The organism is Neolewinella sp. (genome assembly GCF_965214665.1).
In the GTDB taxonomy this organism is placed as follows: domain Bacteria; phylum Bacteroidota; class Bacteroidia; order Chitinophagales; family Saprospiraceae; genus Neolewinella.
In genome coordinates this window covers 1,648,552-1,671,887 of sequence record NZ_OZ243970.1, presented here as the reverse complement: position 1 = coordinate 1,671,887, position 23,336 = coordinate 1,648,552, and the positions used below count along the sequence as shown (strand labels likewise).

22 protein-coding genes and 1 pseudogene are annotated in these 23,336 nt (G+C 56.2%); 10 read left to right on the top strand and 13 right to left on the bottom strand.

All coding sequences use genetic code 11. The features are described 5' to 3' along the window. Positions 1–10: 10 nt before the first annotated feature. From ACOOHD_RS07490 to ACOOHD_RS07475, 4 genes are all read left to right on the top strand, one after another. A complete protein-coding gene (locus ACOOHD_RS07490) occupies positions 11–280 on the top strand; it encodes a SemiSWEET family sugar transporter (protein ID WP_420460945.1) in 270 nt (89 codons plus the stop codon). A 51-nt stretch (positions 281–331) separates the two neighbouring features. Next, complete coding sequence (locus ACOOHD_RS07485) at positions 332–1,165, top strand: M12 family metallo-peptidase (protein WP_420460944.1); 834 nt, start codon at positions 332–334, stop codon at positions 1,163–1,165. Between the two features lie 110 nt (positions 1,166–1,275). Continuing rightward, the gene (locus ACOOHD_RS07480) at positions 1,276–1,677 is read left to right on the top strand and encodes a hypothetical protein (RefSeq protein ID WP_420460943.1); all 402 of its coding nucleotides are present in this window, start codon (positions 1,276–1,278) and stop codon (positions 1,675–1,677) included. Positions 1,678–1,712: 35 nt separating this feature from the next. After that, the gene (locus tag ACOOHD_RS07475; RefSeq protein ID WP_420460942.1) at positions 1,713–2,381 is read left to right on the top strand and encodes a Uma2 family endonuclease; all 669 of its coding nucleotides are present in this window, start codon (positions 1,713–1,715) and stop codon (positions 2,379–2,381) included. On the opposite strand, the gene ACOOHD_RS07470 is transcribed toward ACOOHD_RS07475, so the two are convergent. Next, positions 2,360–3,025, bottom strand: coding sequence for a hypothetical protein (locus tag ACOOHD_RS07470; protein WP_420460941.1), 666 nt, complete (start codon positions 3,023–3,025; stop codon positions 2,360–2,362). The genes ACOOHD_RS07475 and ACOOHD_RS07470 overlap by 22 nt on opposite strands. A 79-nt stretch (positions 3,026–3,104) precedes the next feature. On the opposite strand from ACOOHD_RS07470, the gene ACOOHD_RS07465 reads away from it, so the two are divergent. The 3 genes from ACOOHD_RS07465 (at position 3,105) to ACOOHD_RS07455 (ending at position 7,088) form a co-directional block, all read left to right on the top strand. Further along, on the top strand, positions 3,105–3,698 hold the full coding sequence (locus ACOOHD_RS07465) for a hypothetical protein (protein WP_420460940.1): 594 nt from the start codon (positions 3,105–3,107) through the stop codon (positions 3,696–3,698). A gap of 168 nt (positions 3,699–3,866) precedes the next feature. Continuing rightward, entirely contained in the window at positions 3,867–5,018 is a 1,152-nt protein-coding gene (locus ACOOHD_RS07460) for a serine hydrolase domain-containing protein (RefSeq protein ID WP_420460939.1), read from the top strand. Between the two features lie 165 nt (positions 5,019–5,183). After that, complete coding sequence (locus ACOOHD_RS07455; protein WP_420460938.1) at positions 5,184–7,088, top strand: S41 family peptidase; 1,905 nt, start codon at positions 5,184–5,186, stop codon at positions 7,086–7,088. Here ACOOHD_RS07455 and ACOOHD_RS07450 read toward each other — a convergent pair. After that, positions 7,074–7,598, bottom strand: coding sequence for a hypothetical protein (locus tag ACOOHD_RS07450; protein WP_420460937.1), 525 nt, complete (start codon positions 7,596–7,598; stop codon positions 7,074–7,076). The genes ACOOHD_RS07455 and ACOOHD_RS07450 overlap by 15 nt on opposite strands. Positions 7,599–7,655: 57 nt before the next feature. Here ACOOHD_RS07450 and ACOOHD_RS07445 point away from each other — a divergent pair, with 57 nt between their 5' ends. Continuing rightward, positions 7,656–8,069: a hypothetical protein gene (locus ACOOHD_RS07445; RefSeq protein WP_420460936.1), complete on the top strand. Its 414-nt coding sequence runs from the start codon at positions 7,656–7,658 to the stop codon at positions 8,067–8,069. 76 nt (positions 8,070–8,145) lie between these two features. Here the strand turns inward: ACOOHD_RS07445 and ACOOHD_RS07440 are convergent, their stop codons facing one another. The 10 genes from ACOOHD_RS07440 to ACOOHD_RS07395 all read right to left on the bottom strand — a co-directional run bounded on the left by ACOOHD_RS07440 (position 8,146) and on the right by ACOOHD_RS07395 (position 17,464). Next, positions 8,146–8,502 (bottom strand): DUF3368 domain-containing protein, encoded by a 357-nt coding sequence (locus tag ACOOHD_RS07440; protein WP_420460935.1) that lies wholly within the window; start codon positions 8,500–8,502, stop codon positions 8,146–8,148. Continuing rightward, complete coding sequence (locus ACOOHD_RS07435; protein ID WP_420460934.1) at positions 8,499–8,723, bottom strand: UPF0175 family protein; 225 nt, start codon at positions 8,721–8,723, stop codon at positions 8,499–8,501. The genes ACOOHD_RS07440 and ACOOHD_RS07435 overlap by 4 nt, the downstream gene beginning before the upstream one ends. A 658-nt stretch (positions 8,724–9,381) precedes the next feature. Next, positions 9,382–9,672: a DUF5615 family PIN-like protein gene (locus tag ACOOHD_RS07430; protein WP_420460933.1), complete on the bottom strand. Its 291-nt coding sequence runs from the start codon at positions 9,670–9,672 to the stop codon at positions 9,382–9,384. Positions 9,673–9,761: 89 nt separating this feature from the next. Further along, positions 9,762–9,965, bottom strand: a complete 204-nt coding sequence (locus tag ACOOHD_RS07425; RefSeq protein ID WP_420460932.1) for a DUF5615 family PIN-like protein — start codon at positions 9,963–9,965, stop codon at positions 9,762–9,764. A gap of 97 nt (positions 9,966–10,062) precedes the next feature. Then, positions 10,063–10,290: a DUF433 domain-containing protein gene (locus ACOOHD_RS07420; protein WP_420461412.1), complete on the bottom strand. Its 228-nt coding sequence runs from the start codon at positions 10,288–10,290 to the stop codon at positions 10,063–10,065. 365 nt (positions 10,291–10,655) lie between these two features. Continuing rightward, positions 10,656–12,059, bottom strand: a complete 1,404-nt coding sequence (locus tag ACOOHD_RS07415) for an IS1182 family transposase (protein ID WP_420460931.1) — start codon at positions 12,057–12,059, stop codon at positions 10,656–10,658. 541 nt (positions 12,060–12,600) lie between these two features. Continuing rightward, complete coding sequence (locus ACOOHD_RS07410) at positions 12,601–13,047, bottom strand: hypothetical protein (RefSeq protein WP_420460930.1); 447 nt, start codon at positions 13,045–13,047, stop codon at positions 12,601–12,603. Between the two features lie 100 nt (positions 13,048–13,147). Further along, positions 13,148–14,116 (bottom strand): hypothetical protein, encoded by a 969-nt coding sequence (locus tag ACOOHD_RS07405; RefSeq protein WP_420460929.1) that lies wholly within the window; start codon positions 14,114–14,116, stop codon positions 13,148–13,150. A gap of 833 nt (positions 14,117–14,949) precedes the next feature. Next, entirely contained in the window at positions 14,950–16,302 is a 1,353-nt protein-coding gene (locus tag ACOOHD_RS07400; RefSeq protein WP_420460928.1) for an IS110 family transposase, read from the bottom strand. A gap of 709 nt (positions 16,303–17,011) precedes the next feature. Then, the gene (locus tag ACOOHD_RS07395; protein ID WP_420460927.1) at positions 17,012–17,464 is read right to left on the bottom strand and encodes a hypothetical protein; all 453 of its coding nucleotides are present in this window, start codon (positions 17,462–17,464) and stop codon (positions 17,012–17,014) included. Positions 17,465–17,571: 107 nt separating this feature from the next. Here ACOOHD_RS07395 and ACOOHD_RS07390 point away from each other — a divergent pair, with 107 nt between their 5' ends. Further along, on the top strand, positions 17,572–18,987 hold the full coding sequence (locus ACOOHD_RS07390; protein WP_420460926.1) for a TlpA family protein disulfide reductase: 1,416 nt from the start codon (positions 17,572–17,574) through the stop codon (positions 18,985–18,987). Between the two features lie 217 nt (positions 18,988–19,204). After that, positions 19,205–20,995, top strand: coding sequence for a T9SS type A sorting domain-containing protein (locus tag ACOOHD_RS07385; RefSeq protein ID WP_420460925.1), 1,791 nt, complete (start codon positions 19,205–19,207; stop codon positions 20,993–20,995). A gap of 25 nt (positions 20,996–21,020) precedes the next feature. Here ACOOHD_RS07385 and ACOOHD_RS07380 read toward each other — a convergent pair. Further along, positions 21,021–23,326, bottom strand: a pseudogene (locus tag ACOOHD_RS07380) (GH92 family glycosyl hydrolase). Positions 23,327–23,336 lie beyond the last annotated feature (10 nt).

Below are 23,336 nucleotides of genomic sequence, written 5' to 3'. Positions count from 1 at the left end.
GCCATACTCTATGACCACTAGCGCACTACTGGGTTTTGTCGCGGCCATCTGCACTACCATCGCCTTCATTCCTCAGGCGTATAAAACCATTCGCGAGCGAGCTACTCAGGACCTCTCCATCGTCACCTTCTCGATGCTCTTTTTCGGTACCATTCTGTGGTTTGTCTACGGCTACCTGATCCACGATATTCCCCTGATGCTGGCGAATGCGATCACGGCGAGTCTGTCGGGAGTTATCTTTTTTTATAAGGTGCAGGCGATGCGGGCTGGACGGGAATGAGCCCCCTTTCACAGAGGCCAAGATTTTATCCACCGGCGACGTTATCTCAGTATGCCTCGCCGCCTGCTACTCACGTTGCTTTTCCTACTTAGCCTTGCACCTGCGCTCCCCGCCCAGACCCCCGAACGCATGACCGTCGAGGACCTGCCCCGCCTACCCGAGGTGACCTACGCCGTAGCCTTTCATTTCGTCGCGCTGGAGGATGGGACCAACTTCGTCACCGATCCCCAGGACTCGCTGGTACTAGCCCACGGAGGACACGAAAAGCTGCGCGCCGACGTGCTGATGTACTACCTGCTGCGGGAGATAAACGGTCGCTTCCGCTCCGGCCTACTGGACTACCCCGGCACAAAGGATACCAAGATCCGCTTCGCCTACCTCAATGGAAGGGACGAGCCGCTGCGCAGTGCCTTTTTCTACACTGCCCGCCAGCCCATTGCCTACCAAAAAGACGCACTCAACATTGTCTTCACCGCCTACCGGGGCCGTAGCTCATCGCCCAGCGGCTCTACGCCTGGGGTAGGGAGCAACCGCATAATTGTGTACAATCAGCTACAGCGCTACCTCAGGGGCAGCCACGATACCTGGACGCCGGCGCGGGTGATCGCCCACGAGTTCGGCCACACCCGGGGATTGGATCACACCTTCAAGTGCGATAACCCCTGTAATGGTATCGATTTGGTCGCCCTGGATGAGTGCTACGGCAAGTGCGCCACCAACAACAGCGGCAGCACCACGGCGGGCGTGAACTGCCACGGGGGGAGTGCGCGCGAACTGATGATGGCCTACGGCAGTCAGGTGTATTTGACGGTGTGTGAGACGGAGTTGCTGTGGAACTATCTGCTGGCCCACCCGGCTGCCTACCAGCGGTTTGGGGGGGAGTGACACTGCCAGCGCCGTCGTAGACCGCGCGGCACGGCGCGGCCAGAGGCCGCGTTGTACTGCCGCCAACGACCGGGGTAGTAAAGCACGTCTTACCCTGGTAAAGGACTACCATGACCATGCGACTCTACCACCTGCTACTCGTTCTTCCGCTGCTCGCTGGTTGCGACAAGGATGAACCTACCCCGGATAGCATCCTCGGCACCTGGAAGCTAAGGGAGGTCTATGTCGACCCGGGCGACGGTTCGGGTACCTTTCAGCCCACGGACTACGCGCGCACCATCACGTTTTTCCCGGACAGCACCTATACCACCGATCAAACTATTTGCAACATCGGTAACCACCCCGCCGATGGTGGCGGTTCCGGGGTCTATTCTCCGGGAAGACAGTTGATTTTTCCCACTACTTGTCGAATCAATGCGGAGTACCCCTACGATATAGCCGGTAGACAACTTACGGTCACCTACTTCTGCATCGAGGGTTGTGCGGAGCGGTATACGAAGGTGCGGGATTGAAGCTGATTGCCGTGTCGTAAGCGTACCTTCCCCTCATGGGAATAGCCACCGCCCCCTACAGCGCCTACGATCTGCTGACCCAGTTCGGGGCTTTCACCTTCGAGCAACCCATGAGCTTGGCCGCCTTTACCCAATTTTGTGAGCAGTATCCCGACCTCATCGCCGAGCGCGAGGCTTGGGGTAAAGTAAGTGTGATGTCACCGGTCGAATCAGCCTCGGGCGAAAACGAGGGTCACGTATTTGGCTACGTATACGCCTGGAACCTTACCCACGGTAAATCCGGTAGGGTGTACAGCCCTTCGACCGGCTTCCTACTCGGAGGCGAGGCGATCCGCTGCGGTGACACGGCCTGGGTGAGTCAGGAGCGCCTGGCCCCCTTTCTGGCCGATCCCGATTACCGATCGAAGTGGGTCGACGTCTGTCCGGAATTCGTCGTGGAGCTCAAATCCGAATCCGACCACCTACCCAAACTCCAGCAAAAAATGACCGACACCTGGCTGGCCAACGGCACTCAGCTGGGCTGGCTGATCGATCCAGAGCAGGAGGTTGTCTACGTCTACCGGGCCGGTGAGTCGGAGCCGGAGCAGTTACGTGGATTTTACCGCTACCGTGCTGAGTGGGGAGGGGGTGTTGCCTGGGTTTACGTTCCCGCTGGTGGAGCTGAACGTTTAATACAAGCCGCTCACGTAAACCACTCATCGTAAGGGTTAGGCTCCTCCGGCTTGCTACGCGGTGGTGGCGGCGTAGGATTGTCCTGTTGCTGCCGCTGCCGGTTGATACTATCCTTATTCGCTCTGTAGTACTGCTTGCCGTCCTCGATGATGTTCTTCATGGCCTGCTTGTCCTGCATGACGTCGTTGACGGCCCGTTCCATATCCTGCGGGCTTACGCCGCGCCAGTCGTCTTCCCAGGCTTTGAGTCCTGCCAGGGCCCGCATGTACACCACGCCGGCGGCCAGGGTGACGCCGTACATCGTGGCGGCCAGCAGCATCCCCCCGCCGATCGTGCCCAGCCCCGGTATGAATTTTGCAACGGTGCTCACCGCGAGCACCCCGGCGACATTCGAGCCCAGGTTGGTGACCACGCCGGTAGCAATGCTTTTGACCATGTTCTTCTCGAAGGGCAGTGCGGCTTCCTTGTTGATGCGCACGTACATCGTCCAGGTATTGGCGGCCAGGGCGGCTAGGTCCAGTCCTGGTACGGGCACGAAGGCACCGGCTATGGCTAACCCGGCGTGAAGTTTTACGATACCGGTAAGCTCCTCGGTGAGGGTGGGGTCGGGGTGGCCGGTGGTGGTCTGTACGAGCTTGGTGGCTGCGTCGTGGAGGTGGGTGTTGGGGGCGGTCATAGTGCCCACAAGCTAGGGGTACGAGCGATGCGATGCAAGTCGACCGGGGCGGGGCCGCAGGTGCAGTATATTTCCCACCATGCAAAGCTTCTGGCGCAACCCCCAAAACATCATCGCCCTCGGCGTCACCCTCATCAGCGTCTGCGCCCTGGTGGTGTCGATCACCCAGACGCGGGTCATGATCCGGCAGAGCGAGCTGATGGACCGGCAGGCGCGGGCCTCGGTGCGGCCGATTCTGGAGATTGAGCAGAGCAGAGCTTACGACGTAACTAGCCGCGTCATCACAGCGTTTTCGTTTACAGTAGAGAATAACGGGGTAGGGCCGGCCACCATTGATGAGGTATTTGTCACTTTCGCCGGACAGACCATTCGAAGTTGGGGGGAACTATATGAGGCACTTGAACCTCCCGACACCGTACTCGACTACGCCGATCAGTATGACCTCAATCATACCGTACTCCAGGCTGGGCAGGAGAAGGGCTGGCTGGATTTATCGTCAAATCCGAGCTTTGCCAGCTTGCTCAATGCCCGGACTGACGAACTGACCTTCACCGTCCTCTACCGCTCCCTCTACGACGACCGCTACCTGTACACCTGGCAGGGCGGCGCTACCTCTAATCGAGCCTTTGATCCACGTAAGGACGCGGTGGTGGGGGAGGAGTTCGCGAATTAAGGTGCCCGGTAGGCTAGCAGCTTGGGCGGGGCCGCAGGTGCAACGGAAGTAGAAACCTAACCCCCTCCATCGCCTAAGGCTTTACACTGGTCGAAGAAAAGGCAGGTCCGGGTCGCTGACCCCCTACATTCGTAGCAACGCACTACCCCGACCAAACCGTCCGTACCCGTGAAACCCTACGCTACTTACCGCCATCGCCATACCGTCCTGCCACGCCGTATACTTCTGCTGGGGAGCCTACTACTAGCCGCCCTCACCGTGAGCCACGCCCAAACCACTGCCCCCGATACGGCCCGCTTCGCCGCCCAGCTCGACTCCCTCCGCACCCACTACCACGTTCTGGGGCTGAGCTACGTGGTCCTCCGCGGGGACAATATCCTGCAGCAGGGCGGATTGGGCTTTGCCGATCTACAGACCCTTGCACCTGCGACCTCGGCGACCAATTACCGCATTGCCTCCCTGACCAAGCCCATCGCCGCCACCCTCCTGCTGCAACTGCAGGAGGCCGGGCAGTTGGACATTCAGGACCCCATCAAGCCGCTGATACCGGGTTACGAAGATTACTACCGCCAGGTCAAAGCGTACGTACTGGCCAACGAGCCACAGTACGTCCGACTGGTCGAACACTTCGACTTCGAGCGCGACGACCTTACCATCTGGCACCACCTCACGCACACGGCCGAGTACGTACCGGGCGATACCTTTAGCTACAACGGCTTCCTGTACGGGGGGCTTGCGCGGCTTATGGAAGTGACGCTGCAGCAGCCGTTTGCCGAGATTCTACAGCAGCGCGTGCTCACGCCGCTGGCGATGCGTACCTCCGCGCCCTCTCAGGAGACGGCCTCCGATAGTGTATTGCAGCTACTGGCCAAGCCCTATGCCTACGGTGGTGTGGGGGCAGATTCGTTTACGCTGGCGGAGTATCCTTCCCCCGACGTGAACGCCGGGGCGGGCATCGTCTCCAACGTGCTCGATCTAGCAAACTTCGACCGGGCCATCCGCGACTACCGGCTCATCTCGGCCGAGAGTCAGCAGGCTGCCTGGACCAATCAGCTGAACAATGCCGGCGAACCTATCCCTTACGGCCTGGGCTGGTTCGTGCAGCGGGACCCCGCTGGGCGCCGAGTCGTGTGGCACTATGGCTGGCAGCCCGGCAGCTTTTCCGGGCTTTACCTCAAGTATCCCGACGAGGACCTTACGTTCATCGTATTGGCTAACGGGGAGAACCTTTCGGCTCCGTTTGGGGAGCTGGGGTATAGGGAGGATGTGTTTGTTTCTCCGTTCGCGGGATTGTTTATGGAGACGTTTGTGGATTATTAGCGCAGCTCAGACATATGGGAACCGCAGCGTGCCCGGAGAAACACAGAGCTATACTTAGTCACGCCTCTGCGCCCCTCTGCGCCCCTCTGCGTGCTCTGCGGTCGATCTACCACTTAACTTAGCGGTCAAACCACACAACGTCCATTATCGGCCGCCGCTGTTACGATGATCCGCTTCCTTATCTACCTAAGTTTAAGCTGGCTAGCGTGCCTCAACGCCCGCGCCCAGCACTACGATCCCTACACCCCCCAGCGCCTGCCCTTTCAGAAGCTTGGCCTGGTGAAGCGATACGCCGATACGGTAGCCCTTACCGACGACCTCCTGACGCAGCTCGCCGGTGAATTGCAGCAGCTGGAACTTAGTAAGCGTGACCCACCCGCTGCGGATAGCCTTTCAGACCACGTCTCCCCCCTGCTGTCCCTGCAGCGTGACGGGGGTAGCGAATGGATAAGCATTTATGCCGGCTCCACACTGGGCGACTCGGCAAGCCAACTGTACGGTCAGTGGATCGACCGCTACTCCGGCATGGCGCTCGACGGTTACACCCTACACATCAGGAAAGCCGAGCCAGGGGACGCAGTACGCTTTGCACTGCGTACCGAGCAGGCTATCGTCCTCTACCACCATGATCTCTCCCTACCTGCGCCCAACTTCGATGGGCCAACGCCGGCCGATCAAGTAGAAGCGTACGAGCAGCAGTTGCGCCGACTGGATACCGTACTGACCGCCGTAGCCGAAACGATGATTCCCCCAAGTGTTCTAGCCACCGGACTGCTACCCGGCCGGCAACTCACTGCCGCCCAGCGCACCTACGGACTGGTCCGGTTCTGGAACGAGGTGAAGTACAACTTCGCCTTCTTCAACCAGCTACCGGAGCTGGACTGGGACGCGCAACTACCGGAGTATCTCCACCCGGTGCAGCGCGAGCAGAGCAACCGGGAGTACTACCGGTTACTGGAGCGGCTGTGTGCGACCTTGCGGGATGGACATACGAACATCTACCCCCCGGCCGATGTGCAGCAGCTGTACAGTAGGCCGCCGGTGGAACTACGGGCGTTCGGTGAGCAGGTCGTAGTGACCAATGTCGACTCCACCTTAGTCGAGTCTCTACCTCTAGGTACGATCGTGCTGCGGGTGAACGGTATCCCCGTAGCCGACTACTTACGCGATAGCATCTACCCCTACCTCTCCGCTGGCGGAGACCATACGCTGCGGATGCTGGGGGTGCAAGATTTGCTAAAGGGACTACGGGGTAGCTCGGTGCGCATTGCTATCGAACTACCGGGGGGTACCCTAGCCGAGCGGACGCTCACGCGGCAGGCATCCGGCACGGCCAACTGGGTCCACCATCGCGCCAGCCGCCCCCCGGCAAGCTTCCGGATCCTCCAACCCAAGATCGGCTACCTCGCGTTGAATACCTTCACCGATGCATCAGTCGTGGATACTTTTCACACCTACCGCGACCAGCTAGCTGGTTGTGAAGGCCTGATTATCGACCTCCGGGAAAACGGAGGGGGCAACAGCGCCTACGGCTACGCTATCCTGCGCCACTTTACGCGCACTCCCTTGCTCACTCCGGCCTGGTACTCGCCGGAACACATTCCCGCCTACGAGGCCTTCGGGCAGTTCTATAGCCAGCACCCGGACATGGACACTACCTCGGCGCTCGCCCGGGAGTCGCTCACCGCTTACCGGGGACAGCGGTGGTACCGTAGCGAACCCGATACGCTGCTGCCCGCCGATACCGTCTATGGCATGCCGGTGGTGGTCCTGGTCAGCACCGTGACGGCTTCCTCCGCCGAGAACTTCCTGGTAGTCGCCGATACCCTTCAGCAATTTACTTACGTGGGGGAGCCTAGTTTTGGTAGTACCGGTCAGCCGTTGCTGTTGGACCTACCCGGTGGTGGCCGGGCGCGCATCTGCACCAAGCGCAACACCTACCCCGACGGACGGGATTACGTGGGTCCCGGGGTGCAGGTAGACGTACCGGTACAGCCCTCGGTAGCGGACTTTCTAGGCAAGCGGGATGTGGTGCTGGACCGCGGAGTGGAGATACTAGTGGGACAGTAGAATAGGGCGGGCGGCGGCGCGCGGGTGCAACGATTGACCGATTGCCTTCTTTCGGCTCTTCCGTAGGGAGAATAGGTGAAACCAGGACCTGCGTTTGGTGAGGTTAACCTGCTCCCGGTAATCGATGCGTTCTTCCTTACCCACTTCGCTGTATGCAAACACATACCCCTCTAAGAATTCGACCGTGTAGAAGCCTAAGGAAAACAAGCTGACGGCAAACTGGGGCGTTACACACCCCACCGCAATGGGTTGTAGGGGCTGTAACTCAAGGCGGGTGTCAGCCTGAGCGGAATCGGCCACCAGATGGTACCGATTGGCGTAGCGTAAAATCTTGTACTCGGTCCGGTAGTCTGCGGCATTAGAAATGTATGCTTTTGGCAAAGGTGTGTCTGCTGCTGCCTCCTCTGGAGCAGCAACTCGCTGGTAAGAAACACAGGAAGTGAGGATAGCTACCATCGATAGGCTCAACAGGCTGCTGGTGAAACGGTGGTGAATCATAAGGAGCTTCATCGGGTCGATCTAAATGCTTGTTCCAACTCTAGCCGCAACTGAACATTGAGCACGACGATGAACCATGCTTTTGCCGTTCGCTTCTCGGTACTTTTACTACTCCTGCTGCTGCTAGCGAGTTGTGGGTTCGAGGCTGATAACTGGACCACTAAGATACCGTTAGTCGGCTCCTCTTCCTCGCCAGTCGCCACGGATTTAAATGAGGATGGCTACCTCGACATCATTATTGGGGGAGCCGCCCAGGAATTCGAGCATGTGGCCGCTTCGATTCTTGCTCTGAACGGAAGGACCGGACAGACGCTCTGGCAAGTTAGCGGCCACAATCAGGTCGTAGGTACCGCCATTCTGCAGGACATCATGGGGGATGGAACTGACGACGTATTCATCAGGGGGAGATCGGCGACGTTCAAGGCCATTGACGGAAGTGATGATACCGTACTTGTAGACTTCCCCATTGTCCCGCCGGGCTGACACTGTCTTCCCCAGCCCCGATTGACGATAGCGCAATGTTGGGCGAACCACTCCTAAGAACCTTCTCACCCTCAGTTCAGGCTTCTCCCGCTAGGCGTCGCACCTTGTCTAGCAGTTGATGTGATACCCGGAAGTCCGTAAGTTGTATCTGCTGTAGTATGGAACCCACCTCCGCAAACACACCTTGTTGCTTCGCAATCAATAGTACACCAAGACTACCGATGCATTCCACTCCCAGCTTTTCGGCTATCTTCTTGGCTTGGCGGTCATCAATTGTCAGCAAGGGCCTTTCCTGACCCAGGGCTATGGCAATACAACTTGACTCGCCGGGGCCGAGATCCTGCATCAGCTTACAACAAACCTTTTGATTATACTCCGTAATCACGGCTATCCAGCCCGGAATCACCCCAAACTCGGCAACAACGAGTCTCATAACCGGATATCCACCGCTCGCTTAAGATCATCCTCCTCATCAGAAAAAATGCTAATGCCGTATTCGCCCACCGCGGTAAGAAAGTCGATACGCTTCATGCCTAGTAGCGAGGCAGCCTTACCCGAAGAGATTGACCCTTTCCCAAAAAGAGAAGTGAAAATCATTAGTGGCACTTCTCGTAGGTCAACTGTATCAGGTAGTTCTAAAGTAACGGTCTGCATCGTGGTCAATTTAAAAAACGAGTAGCTGATTTGTGATCACAAAACGGCAAAGGAAGTGTGGAGGATGCCCCCCGCTTTAAAACAAGATCTTCTGTCTCTATTCTTTCGGCTGACAAGCTTAGACTTTGCTTCTTTTATCTGATTACGATGCTCATGCTATTGCCGCTGGATCCTAGACCTGACTTTTAAATCAGTTTTCTGTAGTCCCTCGCTTTATAGGGTTTTGAGCTCTTGATTTGGCTGTTTTCTCGTACCGGCTTAGATGCCGGCATACTACTGATCTCGTAGTTCACTGAGTTGACCGGGCATAGGTGAGGCTATCTTTCCCTTTGAAACGACTGCGGCTACTGTTGCTGAAAGGCCATTATTGCTATCCGAAAGCCTGATTCTCAATCGCAATCTTTATCAACTGGTCATCCCTAAGATACATTATGATTCAACTACCGTCTCCACGGGTCAGCAGTCTGTTATGGGGCACAACCATAGCTTAGCTCGCTCATGCTAGTTTCTACAATCCGTAATCATGCCCTCATCGATCGTCACATTCGCCGCGGCAATCCATGAAGCTTTTTACCGATTGACGACATCACTAAAAATCTTGGCAATATCCTTTGCTAACTCACAAGCAAACAGCTAGCACCATTCATTACCACGCAGGCTATAACTTTAAACTACGGATACGAACACGCTTAGCCTGGATAATCGTGAAGCGAGTATATAGCTCATCGTTCTTCTCGGTGAGTACCTGACTAACCAAGGCAACCGTCTGTGCGACTGGCATTCCACTCAGACGCATCAATACGATCCCTCGATTGTGTTTGCCCAGGCGAAAAGTTAGCTCACCAAAGTCTTTGTCCTCGGTAACAATAATCGCATCCAGTTCATCAGCAATGTTGAGTACCTCATCATCGCTCGCACTACGGTGGTCCTCAAAGACGGTGGTCCTCAAAAATCGAGTGCACCGTCCACCCTTGCTGGCGCAGGGCCTCTACCAATCTTCCATCCAGGTTCTCGTCGGCTAGGTATAGATTCACTTCTCTAGCTGGCTACGCGGGGTAGTAAACTTCTTCGTTGCGAATCACCGCCGTAGCGTAGGCAAGACAAGCATAGATCTGTTCGGCTGAAAGTTAGCTCACCAAAGTCTTTGTCCTCGGTAACAATAATCGCATCCAGTTCATCAGCAATGTTGAGTACCTCATCATCGCTCGCACTACGGTGGTCCTCAAAGACGGTGGTCCTCAAAAATCGAGTGCACCGTCCACCCTTGCTGGCGCAGGGCCTCTACCAATCTTCCATCCAGGTTCTCGTCGGCTAGGTATAGATTCACTTCTCTAGCTGGCTACGCGGGGTAGTAAACTTCTTCGTTGCGAATCACCGCCGTAGCGTAGGCAAGACAAGCATAGATCTGTTCGGCTGATAGTTGAGGGTAGGCGGCTAGTAGGTCACTGATCGTTTCACCATAGGCCAGTTTCTCGATCACCAAATTTACTCCAATTCGAGTACCCTTGATCGCTGGTTTACCATATAGTACGGTTGGCTTGCTCTCAATGTAAGCAGAGTAGTTCATCATCTGTGGTCACTGGTCTGAGACTATAACCAGGCTGATCGAGGATAGGTTGCTGTTGCTAAAGGTGATCACTCTCCTTAGGCCTGATAACTCTGTGGGTTTTCTAGGCCGCCTAAGCGGCTTGCGCCCAACGAGAGGCTGTGCAAAAGCTCCCGGCAGATCAGGCGGCAATTGGCCGTGTTGCTAGCGGAAAGGCTAATCTGTCAAAAATCGAAATCAGGGGCCGCACAATCGCGCCAAAATTATCTGTGGACCGCCCATCCGCGGCGTTTTTAGTGAATAAACGACCCCGGAGCAGCTCCAACAGCGCCGGTACGCCCAGGATAGACACACTCCGCCGCAAGTTGTAGCAGCAGGCCAACAAACTATACTCCCCGTCGACCTTGTCCAGTCCCTTCACTAGGGTGAAGTAGCCCCCCCAACTTCGCTTGATCGTGCCGAAGGGGTGCTCCATTAGTGCCTGCCGCTGGGGGTACACCTCCGGTTAATCCCTTAGCCGCTGGCGGTTCCGGTCGGCCGCCCCGGCGTACTCCGACCGGCTCAGCGTACGGCCCCGCCGCTCGCCCTGCGCCGAAGTGCTGACGCAGTTGGCGTACAGGGAGGGGACAGTTGCGGCAGACCGCCGCGGGCAGGGAGTAAGTACGGTGACGCCGCGTTGAGTCCGTACGGGTATACCAGCCCCCCGTGGTATTCAGTTGCTTTCCCGCCGGACAGTGATACACATCCAGCTGCTCATCGTAGCGGAACTCCTCGGCCCCGTACACCTCGGTACTGCGCTGGCCCCGCGTACTTAGCCGCCGCTCGGCAACGAAAGAAACCATCCCTTGCGCTTCCACGGCCGCCAGTTGGGAGCCGCTGTGGTAGCCCTTATCGGCCAGTACCTGCGTACTAACATCCCGGGGTAAAGCCAGTAGCTCGGCCGTGGTCTCCACCAGACCGCTCAGGGCCTCCGCATCGGTTACGTTGGTCGCCTCCACGTGTACAATCAGCTTGTGCTCGGCATCCACTACCAACTGTACGTTATAGCCCACCAGGGACTCCGTGCCCTTCACCAGCAACGAACGGGCGTCGGCGTCCGTCAGACTAATTTGCTTGTCCTCGCTAGCGGCCAGTAGCCGTTGCTGCTCCTGACGCTCCACCTTACGCTGACGCAGCGACGCCAGCCGGTCCAGGGTGCTTTGCTGGCGCGCCTGCCGCCCACCGGTTGGGTCCTCGCCTTCCTGAGTATCCCGGCGGGCAAACTCCTCCAGGGCCGCCGGGATGCCCGCCTCAATCCGTTCCAGATTACGCTGGAGCTTGGCAGCGTTGAGGTTACGCTTAGTCGAGTTCTGCGCCCGCACCTTGGTCCCCTCAACCGCTAAGCGTTCGCCCCCCACCAGTGACCAGTCCTTCAGTAGGAGGACGTACTGGCGAAAGACCGCCTTGAGCTGCTTGGGGTAGTCCTTCCGAAAGTCGGCTATCGTGTGGTATTTAGGCTTGAGACCGCCCGTCAGCCACATCATCTCTACGTTGAGCCGACAGCAACGTTCCAACCGGCGGCTACTCCGCTCCCGGTTCAGGTAGCCGTAGAGATAGATCTTGAGCAACACCTCCGCTGCGTACGCACTAGCCCCATCGGAGCGCACCGCACGAAAGCTCAGCTCCGGTAGGTCCAACTGGTCGACGAAGGCGGCAATGACCCGCACCTCGGCATCGGCGGCGACCATGGCCTCTAACGGAACGGCAAACAGGCTAACCTGGGCGGGGTCATATCCTATCTTCTGGGGCATCAGCGGCGGGTATCGATTCGTTCCCTTAAGGTACGAAGGATAGCACAGAAAACATAGCTTTTGCACAGTCTGACGAGAGCGCCACCGCAGCTGGGGCATGAATAAAACAACGCAACCAGCAACCTCTATCGCCGAGGAGGGTGCAGCACGGCGGCATGGGCCAAAACCAACCAGCGGGAGCTTTTGGACCATTGTCCGCCGGGCTGGCACCGTCACTGATCGAAGCGACTTACACTGCCCTTCCTCAGCCCCGGTTGACGATGGCGCATTGTTGGACGATGTATTTTCTTTTGACCAATATGTATTATCAAAAGTACCGCGAGTCCGTAACTTTCGTGTAGGATATACTTTGTATGGATGATTATCGCGCCAGTAGAAATGCTGATTAGTGCTACATATCCTCAATATGACTATCTCTCGATTAGGCATTCTGGCTAAGTCAAACTGTCATTTTGTTAGCCAACTTCGGCATAGTAATCTCAACCATACTGTCGGTTCCAATAATGTCAGATCATAGCTTCTGACATAACGCCTTATTTTATCATCTTAGTTCAACTTGTAAGCTGAATAGATACGTACTGTCAGTTTTCACGCTAGCACCAATAAAAACGATTCCTAAATGGTGTTCGTAGTTATCCGAAACATAAGAAATACTTCCGAGCTCACTTGCGTTTACTTCGATTGGCAGTCCGTATGATCGTGAGAATTCTTGCGCAATACTATCGTATAAAGTTTTGGCACTTGCCTCAAACCCTATAATTAATTTTTTTGGCTTCTGCTGTAAGGTAACCAAAATAGTGGAATCGCATATATCTAGACCTCCTAGCTTATGATTGGCATGGTTCCAAAGTGCTGTATGATTTGACACTTGAGTAAAAGTGTCATCATTTTGTACATAATTGTGTACAAGACCGAGGTCCCCCCCTGCATTCAGAAATGCAACGATCGCAGTTTGAGAGAGAATAGCCTTTATTATGTATTCAATCACGATTGGTTAGTTAGGGGTAACATTTTGATTACTTTGCGATAAATCTGAATAATAAGCGCTAAGCTAGTTGAAAATAGCTAGTGATACTACATAATGATTTTCAACCACAATCTCCAATTGTAAACCAATTTGTAGAAAAATTATTGACGTGAGGCGCAGGTCCTGAAGGCTGAGATGTGAGAACTGAACCACCAGATAAGTTTAGCATTTCGATATCGATAAGATCAAGCATAGCTTGCTTGATTTGATAGTTAGACATAGAGTGCATGGTATAGGCATATTGCCTTTGAAATGCAATTTGTGCATTCAAAACTGCCTGAGCGGTAAGCATGGAAGACATTCCAGATGTGATGGTTCTTCCGTTAAAGGAATCTGGAACAGTAAAATAGATTGTTCCTGAAAACAATACAGACCGAAATGTTGATCTTCCAAAAGGATTAACTTGCACCCATTTGAAAGACATGTTATCAATACCCGCCGCACGGGTATCTATACTGTTATAAGAGTAACTCCATGAACTACAGTCCGGTGGTGTATCCATCACATAAGACAGAGTATTATTGTCCTCAACATTCATTGGACTATTACCGCTACTACCACCGCTACCATCTCCACCATCGGAACCGGGACCAGGCCCGGGGCTAGATCCAGGATCACCACTTCCACCACTACTACAGTCTAATTCTAATTCATATCCAACAACCTCACAACGACCAGTTTCTCTGATACAAAATTCGTTAGTAACGAGAATAAGGTCACACCCTTTAGCCATTGCATCATTTGTGTCGAATTTTTCATACACAAAGTTACCCATTATTCGACGTCGACTCTTTACATCTTCTCGAAGCAAACTTGATGTCAACGCTGAAGATAAAGCAAGTGATTTGTATGAGTGTTTTAGACTAATGTATTCAACAGCTTGTGGATTCCCACCGTATAAGATGAAGAACTCATTAGCGAAGTTCATACCAGGTCTTAATGTGGGCACAATTTTATTTCCACCATAATTAATCACCTTTCCGAAAGCAGGATGTCCAACGTCTGATGTGTTAAGATTATTGGAAAACATGTAATTTTGAATTGCGGACCGCACTTCAATTTCAGGTTAAGTTGAGAGAAGTCTCATCAAAATTGGACATCTCGAAAATTGTCCTATTCAGCACCTTGGATTCCGAAGGAGGTTGCTCTTTCAATGAAAACGCATCAGTTTCCGAAACGTTACAGGTGAACATCGTGAAAATTAGTACAATCAGGAAGAGGTATCGCATTGTCGAATTATTTACTGAACCACCAAAGATCAAGGTTGCACCGCTAACATAACGTTTTAATATGTAAGCACCAAGTTTTATCATATGAATTTTCAATAAATTTCAGATCTCGCCGGAATGACCTAGTGCTAACTAGTAGGTAAATTAATCTGGATGTAGTTATCTAGAAGCATGTACAATTCATAAACAAACAATTTCACGTGTTAATCTATTGCTTCCAACCAGTTGTTGGATTGACGTTTCAAAAGTACCCCCTTTACATTTAAACCGTCCTGATTCTAACTGGCAGGTTGTATTTCTTGGCTTGTCCTCAATGTCGATATGTTGTTCACCAAAAGCCTCACCGCAACTGGAGCATCGATCATTCGAAGTAACCAGTAATCTCTATTCTCGACAAGGGGACAGCGCGGTGGCATGGGCCAAAACCGACCAGCGGGAGCTTTTGGACCATTGTCCGCCGGGCTGACACCGTCACTGAACGAAGCGACTAGCACCGCTCTTGCCATCTGAAAGGTCGTTATCACTTTACGTCTTGCTTTGCTGTTACTCTTTTTGTTCCGTGGGTCTGCTCGTGCCGGCCTAATGCCGGCATTCTATTCTATATAACAACCTCCCGCGTGAGGTTAATGCTGGGCTAGGAAGCGAATAGATCAGCCGCCGACAGGGCGTGTCGCTCCATCTGCCGACGGATGGTGAGGATCTTGGCCTGTCTGACTTTAGCCAGGTAATGCTCGTCCGTCAGATAGTTGAACGGCTCCTTCTTCGTCACCATGTTCCAGATGATCACCGCCACCTTGCGGGCCGTGGCCGTGATAGCAAACACCCTACCCTTCTTGTACGCTAACCGCCGGAAGAACTGGTTGAGTCCCCCCTCCTTGAGGTTGCCGATCACGTTGGCTACCCGCTTGAGCGCGGTCGATACCTGGTTGCTGCGACGCTGCGTACGCTTCGACAGTACCTTGCCCCCGCTCACCTTATTATTCGGTACTAGACCCAGCCACGAGGCAAACGCACCCGAAGTGGAAAACTGCGTAAAGTTGTCCCCCAGCTCACTGAGTAACACTAGCAAGGTCGACTTCGACACCCCGTCGATCGCCGACAGGTCCGTACCGAACACCCCGTAGGCCATCCGCTCAATCGCAAACTGTGGCGCATTCTTATTCAACCGCTTTTTTTTTGCCGACGCAAAAGCGGCAACCTCTTGCTGACGCTCGGCGGGTAAGGCCAGCATCGTGCGAGCTAGTAGAGCTTCTACCTGCTCGTCACACTGCGCGATCTGCTGCTGCAGGTAACCGTACAACTCGTAGCTCTGCCGTAACTCAAACAGGTAACTCTCGCGCCAGTCACCACTCAGCGCTTTGACCACGCTTGCCCGCTGAGCCTTCACCCGCCAGTCCATTAGGTCGGCTAGACGTTCACCGTCGCGTTCCCCCGCCAAAATCGCCTCGATAATGCGTGTCCCACTCTGGCCCACTACATCCTTCAGTACATTGTCCAGCCGGATATTCATCAGCCGTAGCGCTTTTTGTAGCTTACGCACGTAGTCATTGCCCGTATCCTGTAGCTTTTGCCGGTGACGGACGTACTGCTTGAGACTGTCCGTCCGGTTGTCCGGTAGAAAGCTGCCCGAAAGTAATCCCAGCGCGTGCAGGCGTTGAATCCACTGCGAATCTTGCACGTCTGACTTACGACCCATTATATTCTTAGTCATCCGCCCGCTCACCAAAATGGGGTTGAGTCCGTAGTCCTGTAGGATCGAGAACAGAATCTGCCAGTAGCTACCGGTACTCTCCAGCGCTACCGTCTGCACCCCCTGCTCCACTAGCCAAGATGCCAGTTGGTGAAGGTCCGCGGTGAATACCCCGAACTGCCGGGTCTGCTCGGCCGCCTGTCCGGTACTTACCAGGTGAAACCTGCTGCCTACATCGATGCCCGCCGCCGCGGGATGTACGATGGGCAGTTTATCAAACTTGGAACCCTTAGCCATGATGCCGTCTTTGAAAGGTGAAGGGAGTAGAGGTGATCCTTCCGGAGAAATGGCGCGTCGAGTACTACTATTCTATACGGGGTAGGCCGGTAAAGCGCTCCACCAATGGATTAACTCAGACAGACCATCCGAGGATAGTCATTAGCACCTCTCTGACTAGGATGTCGCACGGGGTCGAACCCACCAGTTGGCCTTACAGTCTTGGCGGTAGGATCGCAGCTAAAGTAACGCCTGCTCGCAAGTTATTGTCAGTTTAACCCCGGTTTACGCCCCGGGATCTGGCATGTCGCCCAACATCAACGTACACGCATTGCGGATATAACCCCTATCCCTACGCAATCATTGACATATACACCCCAACCCAGCGCTGTGTTCACGCAATAGCCCGGCTGCCTGATCCAGCTTTTGACGCGAACACGCCGGTTGACGCATACACGCATATCACCCCCTCATCAGAACCTTCCGCACGAATCACAATAGGCAGCACCGCGATGCGAAGACTAGGCGGCCCCGTATAATCGACACCCGGTCACGGCTTCGCCCCCCAAGCGTCGTATCACCTGCCCCCAGTACGCTGCACACGTCGGTCGGTAACACGGCTGAATATAATGACCGTGGGGCGTTGGGCGCAATCCATGCTCGAGAAATGTGCGGAGCGGGTTCGAGGATGCATGCACCGGCGACCGCGGCAACTAATTCCGTACGATTCTCACTGCCTGGCGGCCCCAGCGCCGCTGCGTAGCGTGAGGTAGTAGGTACAGGAGGGTAGGGCGCTCACATCCAGGGTATAGGTAGTTAGACCGCGCCGCGCAGGGAGATGCTGGGTTCGTATGATGCCATTGTCTACCGGGTCGGATTTAAAGGTCCTGTTCGTCAGCACCCGCTGAATGATACCCGGGTCGCTGGTCCGCACGTCGAGTTTGCTGGGCTCCGAGGAGCTGATCCTTACCTCCGTCATCCCGGTCAGGGAGGCCAGCACTGTAGGACTCAGGATACCCCGGCGGGCGTCGTTGGAGAAGGTCGTCAGGGTCGGCAGCGCGGCGGGTGGAGTGTCTGCTCCGTGCTCCAGGGCCATCTGTACGAAGCCAGCCGCGTCCACGTAAAAGCGAAAGAAAATCTGGCCGTCGTCTAGCTCGAAGTAGTAGTGTCCAGCCCGCTCCACCCCCTATTGTTAGCCGAACAATTAAACGACCTAATCCGGGGCGGACATAGCGGACCGTGCGGCGTCTACGACCCACCAAACTACCGAATCCACGCATCTATCATAAGATGGAACCTCACTTTTACCTACTTATAACTTTATCACTAGCTCTTCTTTCCGCCTGCACGCCTCGGGAACCTACCCCAGAAGTTCCCTGGAAGAATGCAACCTTTACCGAACCCCTGTCGACGACCCTCACCTTCATTAATGATGGAGCTGATACCCGAGAGTTTAGTGCCCGAATGCAGGATTACCCACTCGACTTTAAGGCGGTTCTTCCGGATAGCCTACGGCCCGGGGATAGCGCTACCCTAACCGTTGATATTCACCAACCCTATTATGTATTTTGCCAATCGGAGTATAATTTATCGCTGCGTGTACTGCTTCCTGGTTTGGATCGCGCCCTGGTACACACCGACTCCGGGGTGGTAGAGGTAGGACCTCATAAACTGGAATACGACTACCTGGACGCTGTGCTTCTTCCCCTGAATGTTGTAGGACGCCAGCCGCGTACCGGTACCGATCTCATTGAGATGCAGCGCGTGTACTTTGAAGAGGCCCGGGTCCATCACGATACGGTACCGGTTCCAGAAGGACTGCCAGCGTACGTACTTCCTCTACTAGAACGTACTATTCAGTTGTTGTCTTTCCAACAGCCTATCGAATCCCATAACTACCACCTGTTTTTTCTGGAGGACACGCTTCCTGTTCCTGCCGCCATTAGCGATTCACTGGGGCGACTGCTGGCACAAGCTGATTACTACGATAGCCCAGATTACAACGGTGCTTTCATAATGTGGGCCCAATTAATAGGTGAAGTTGTCCACGACTCAGCACGTGATGTAACTTCTAACATCATGACCTCCCGGGCCAGGGGGTATCTAAACTTTCCTATTTCCGAGCGCCGCGCCGATGCTACGGCGAGCCACCTAGCTTACCTACTTACCGATCAGCGGGTGTACCTGAATAAGAGCGAATCCATCGATACGTTGAGGGCCTCACTACCCAAAACTTATCAGAACGCGGTCACAAGAATCGAACGCTCTGCTACCGCTAGATCAGCTTCTGTAGCGGGCTTACTCAAGCTATTGAAATCGAAGTATCAAACCCCCGATGGAAGCGAACGGGCAATCGGCTCGACCTCCGAGCGAAAGTTCCGCCTCCTGAAGTTTTGGTTTGCCGGCTGTGTTCCCTGTCTGACCCAGCAACCCTACGAGCGCGAGCTGCTCGCGGCGTACCCAAATGTCGAACTGATCTATGTAGCGCACAATACCCAGCCGGACACGTGGCGGGCTTATTTAGACGAGCATAAGCCACCGGCAGCGCGTCAGTACTTAGTACCCAGAGGACAGACCAAAGAAGTACTAGCAGCCGCCGGTACCACCGGAGCACCCACCTACGTCATGGTCGATGCAACCGGTGCGGCAGTGTGTCAGCCCTGCCCTAAACCGAGCGACCCAATGCTGCGGCAGTTTCTCGATTAGCCTTGCACCCGCGGCCCCGCCCGCAGTGGCCGCTTCTGGCCAACGTATACGTCGTTCGTTGCTTCACAATAGGAGATGGGCTGATTACACCAGGGGCCAATGCTTGGAAAGCAGGTGGGGGATATACGCTGACCTCAGTGGCTCACGTTGCAAAGAGGTGCTCCACCGGCGCAAGTCCCTTTTGGGATGGTGCGCTACTGAAAGCTAACCACTCACCATGATGATTCGTCTGCTCTCTCTCACCCTTATGTGTTCGCCCTTTTTTCTATTCGCGCAGACCGGTCCCGGTGGGGTCGGCCGAAGCGACGGTAGCTCCGCCCTGCAGTTCTGGTACAGTGCCGACCACGAAAATTACGCCGATGGGGCGCTGGTCAACCAGGTAGCGGACCGCTCAGGTAGGGGATTCACCCTGACCGCGGCCGGGAGCGAGCAGCCCCGGTACGACGTCAATCCGGCGGGCCTAAACGGACAGCCTACCTTTGTCTTCGACGGCAATGATGAGCTGGAGGCCTCCCTGGTGGGTAACTCCAATGAGAATATGTCCTTTATCATCGTACTGCGCCGCCAGCAAACCGGTGAGCTGGACGTGGCGCTGCAACACGGCGGCCGAAATACCATCGGGATTGGACAGGACGGGCGGTACCGTAACTACGTCGGCGGAGCAGATAACTTCGGCACCGTCGCGCCGTTAAATACCTGGATCGTACACAGCGTGACCTTTGCGAATGCTGGAACCGATCGACTGCGGTTCTACGAAAACAGCGAAAACGTAGCCACCGGCACGCACAACATTGAAAATCGTACCACCAACACCTGGATTGGCGGCAACGGCACCGGCGGGGCCACGGACTTCAATGGCGAAATTGCCGAGGTAATGAAGTTCACCAAGGTGGTCAACCAGGCCGAGCGGATTATCACCGAAAACCACCTGGCGGCCAAGTACGGCATTGCCCTCAACCGCAACGAGGTGTACCGACAGGATGAGGTAGCGAACGGCAACTACGATCACGACGTGGCCGGTATCGGCCGCGTGACGGCTGCGGCCGTCCACCTGGACGCCCGCGGTGCGGGAAGCGTACGGATGCTGAATGCTACTAATCTTGAGGATGACGAATTTTTCACCTGGGGCCACGACGGTCAGCCGGAGCAGTTCGTCGGTAGCGGCGATGTTCCGCCCGGGGTGCAAACCAGATTATCTCGCACCTGGCGGGTAAGCGAACTGAGCCGGGCCGGCCTGCCCGTCGACGTAGGAGCTATCGACATGCGGTGGGACCTCAGCGGGCAGCAGGACCCCATCCCCGCCGATGACCTGCGCCTGCTCGTGGATACGGACAACGACGGCAGCTTTGCTGACGAAACGCCCATCGCCGGGGCCGTGGCCCTAGGCAACGAAACGTTCGAGTTTGCCGCCCAGACTGCGCTGGAGGACGGTCGCCGGTTCACCCTGGCCGTCGCCGGAGCGGGACTACCCATCGAGTTGGTCCACTTTCGGGTGAGCTCCCCCAGCACGACGGGGCGCGTGAGTATCGGTTGGCAAACCTTGCACGAGGACAACAACGCCTACTTTACGCTGGAGCGGTCGGTCGACCAACTGTCCTGGCAGGACATTCGCCGGATACCCGGCGCGGGTAATTCAAGCGCACCCCTCACGTACCGTACCTACGATGATCCGCCCACCAACCAACGCACCTACTACCGCCTGAAGCAAACCGACTACGACGGTACGTATGCCTATTCTGATATCCGTTCTGCCGGCCCACGGAGTCCCGCGGCAGGAAAGGTCTATCCCAATCCGGTTACTCACACGCTTACGGTAACAGCGCCCGCCGGTACGAAAAGCGGGGGACGGCCACGCATCTACGATCTCCGGGGAAGGGAGGTAGCAGTGGGACGGCAGTGGTTGTCGACCGACGACGGTCAGGGCCGACGGTTGGACGTAGGTCACCTGCGGCCGGGGATGTACGTGGTCGTCACGGAGCACTCGCGCCTCAGTTTTATTAAGAAATAACTCCCATCACCGAAGGCCGGCCCCCTCACTCCCACAGCACCCGATTGGGCTGCGCCCCCATGCGCAACCGGAGCACCCCGCCGTCCCTGATGCGTGCCCACGGCACCCGCGGCCCCGCCAGTGGCTGCTCGTCCAGAGTAGCGGACTGAATGTATGGCCGGTCAGGACCGTTACTTTCCGCCACGATGGTGAACGTACCGCCGGGATAATAGCGGGGGTCAAGGTGAATGACCACCTCATCGAAGACCGGGCTGCTCAGGTCGTAGTAAGGCTCCACCCCGCAACCCGCCTGCATCTGAAACAACCCCATGGCCAGCAGGCAGTACAGGGAGCTTAGCTGGCCCTCGTCTTCCTCCCCGACGTAGGCCGTTAGCGGATCGATACGGAAGCAGCTATCGGCCACCAGGCGGCTGTACCGCTGCGTCTGCCAGGGCTGACCAGAATAATTGAATAGGAAGGGCGCCTGCAGATTGGGCTGGTTGCTCAGATCGACGTAGCCGCGCTGGAAGCCCTCCTCCAGTCGGTGGTTAAAGGTGTCGCGACCCAGTAGGTCAATGAGGGCGGGTAGATCGTGGGGGGCGTACCAGGTGTACACCCAGGCGTTGCCCTCCATGTAGCCCGGGCCGTTCCAGCCGCCCTCGGTGCCGTCGAGCAGGGGGTCGAAGGGAGTGACCCAGCGACCATCGGCGTGCCGGCGGCGCAGGTAGCCCGTCTGGGTATCGAAGAGATGGCGGTAGTTGTGGGAGCGCTCCAGAAAATGGGCGTACAGCGAGTCCTCTTCCAGGGAGCGGGCAAACTCGGCCAGGCACCAGTCATCGAAGGCGTACTCCATGGTATTGCTGGCCGCCCCCGCCTCCTCGGGTACGTAACCGTACTCTAGGTAAGAATCCAGGTGGCGATTGCCGGCCACTCCCCCGCAGGGGTGGTCGATGCCGGGGGTGGTATAGTCGTGCGCGATCATGGCCAGGACACTATCGGCATCGAACTGCGCAATGCCCTTCTGGTGCAGATTGATCAGCAGGGCATTCTGGTGCTGTGCTCCCATCACCGGCGCGTACTCCAGGCCTACCGGTGCCTCGGGAATCCAGCCGCCGTGGCGCTGCAGCTCGAGCAGGAATTTGCAAAGGAGTTGGCGTAGCGGGGGGCCACCAGCGTCCAGAGCGGCGTCAGGTCCCACTGCGTACCCCACAGGGCGTCGCTGCTGTAAACCGCATTGGCCGGCGGGCGCACGGTCTGCACCTGCTCGCACATATCTAGGTACTGTCCGTTGACGTCGCTCAGCAGGTTTTTACCGGCGAAGGAGCGGTACAGGTTGGTGTAAAACTTGCGGCTATTCTCGGGACTTCCCTTCACCGTTACGGCTCCGAGCAGCTCGTTCCACACTTCGCGTGCGTGGGTTACGGTGCGGTCGAAATCATAGTTCAACTCTCCCAGCTCGGCCTCAAGATTAAGCAGGGCGTTACCGGCGCTTACGAACGACAGGCCGGTGGCGGTAACGATCTGCTGTCCCGCTGTCGTACTAAAATTGAGCACCACGCCGCTGTGGCTCCCCCCGCTGAACGTATCGATCGCTGCGGTGAAGGAACACGCTCGCCGCCAGTCTGTGCCGTAGCTCACCGCCGTACTGCCGGTATAGGGCGCATACTGCCAGGCGTCGATACTGGCGATGGGGGCATCGAAGCGGGAGTGGAAGTACACCGTCGTGCGGTCCACGTACGTATTGCTAAAGGTGATCGAGCCGGCGATCTCCGTATCGCTTACGCGCCGCAGACTGGTCGCCAGGATGTCCGAGCGTTCCTCGGTGGGGGGGTCGAAGTCGAGCAGCAGCCGCGCCTGCCGGGTGGCCGGGAAGGTGGTACGGATCATTCCGCAGCGGTCGGTGGCAGTCAGTTCCACGCGCACCGGGGTATCGATTAGGTCGACGGCGTAGTAGCCCGGCCCGCCCCGTTCGCTGGCCTTACCGTAGCGGGAGCGGTAGCCGGCCGTCCACATATTCCCGAAGGGCCCGTCGGGGCTACCGGGGAAGAGCTTAAGGTATTCATCCCCGAAGTCCAGGGGCCCCACGTAGGGCATATAGCTCACTCCGGCCAGAGCCATACCGTGTAGGTGGCTGAAGCCCGAGATACTGCCCACGGTATACTCGTAGCCGCCGTTCCACACGTTGAGCTGGTTGTCGGGGCTCAGCTTCACCATCCCGAGCGGCTGCGTCGGCCCCGGGAAAAACATCCAGCGGGAGTTAGACGTACCGCTAAATACGTCCACCTGATCAACGGGCAGGCGCTGGGCGGGGACGCGGGTGCAAAGCAGCAGGAGCAGGACGAGAATACGCATGGACCGAAGG

What these genes read in the sequence shown, in the direction of transcription:
- ACOOHD_RS07490 (WP_420460945.1), top strand. Translation starts at nt 11, where the DNA reads ATGACCACTAGCGCACTACTGGGTTTTGTCGCGGCCATCTGCACTACC.
- ACOOHD_RS07485 (WP_420460944.1), top strand. Translation starts at nt 332, where the DNA reads ATGCCTCGCCGCCTGCTACTCACGTTGCTTTTCCTACTTAGCCTTGCA.
- ACOOHD_RS07480 (WP_420460943.1), top strand. Translation starts at nt 1,276, where the DNA reads ATGACCATGCGACTCTACCACCTGCTACTCGTTCTTCCGCTGCTCGCT.
- ACOOHD_RS07475 (WP_420460942.1), top strand. Translation starts at nt 1,713, where the DNA reads ATGGGAATAGCCACCGCCCCCTACAGCGCCTACGATCTGCTGACCCAG.
- ACOOHD_RS07470 (WP_420460941.1), bottom strand. Translation starts at nt 3,025, where the DNA reads ATGACCGCCCCCAACACCCACCTCCACGACGCAGCCACCAAGCTCGTA.
- ACOOHD_RS07465 (WP_420460940.1), top strand. Translation starts at nt 3,105, where the DNA reads ATGCAAAGCTTCTGGCGCAACCCCCAAAACATCATCGCCCTCGGCGTC.
- ACOOHD_RS07455 (WP_420460938.1), top strand. Translation starts at nt 5,184, where the DNA reads ATGATCCGCTTCCTTATCTACCTAAGTTTAAGCTGGCTAGCGTGCCTC.
- ACOOHD_RS07450 (WP_420460937.1), bottom strand. Translation starts at nt 7,598, where the DNA reads ATGAAGCTCCTTATGATTCACCACCGTTTCACCAGCAGCCTGTTGAGC.
- ACOOHD_RS07445 (WP_420460936.1), top strand. Translation starts at nt 7,656, where the DNA reads ATGAACCATGCTTTTGCCGTTCGCTTCTCGGTACTTTTACTACTCCTG.
- ACOOHD_RS07440 (WP_420460935.1), bottom strand. Translation starts at nt 8,502, where the DNA reads ATGAGACTCGTTGTTGCCGAGTTTGGGGTGATTCCGGGCTGGATAGCC.
- ACOOHD_RS07435 (WP_420460934.1), bottom strand. Translation starts at nt 8,723, where the DNA reads ATGCAGACCGTTACTTTAGAACTACCTGATACAGTTGACCTACGAGAA.
- ACOOHD_RS07420 (WP_420461412.1), bottom strand. Translation starts at nt 10,290, where the DNA reads ATGAACTACTCTGCTTACATTGAGAGCAAGCCAACCGTACTATATGGT.
- ACOOHD_RS07415 (WP_420460931.1), bottom strand. Translation starts at nt 12,059, where the DNA reads ATGCCCCAGAAGATAGGATATGACCCCGCCCAGGTTAGCCTGTTTGCC.
- ACOOHD_RS07405 (WP_420460929.1), bottom strand. Translation starts at nt 14,116, where the DNA reads ATGTTTTCCAATAATCTTAACACATCAGACGTTGGACATCCTGCTTTC.
- ACOOHD_RS07400 (WP_420460928.1), bottom strand. Translation starts at nt 16,302, where the DNA reads ATGGCTAAGGGTTCCAAGTTTGATAAACTGCCCATCGTACATCCCGCG.
- ACOOHD_RS07390 (WP_420460926.1), top strand. Translation starts at nt 17,572, where the DNA reads ATGGAACCTCACTTTTACCTACTTATAACTTTATCACTAGCTCTTCTT.
- ACOOHD_RS07385 (WP_420460925.1), top strand. Translation starts at nt 19,205, where the DNA reads ATGATGATTCGTCTGCTCTCTCTCACCCTTATGTGTTCGCCCTTTTTT.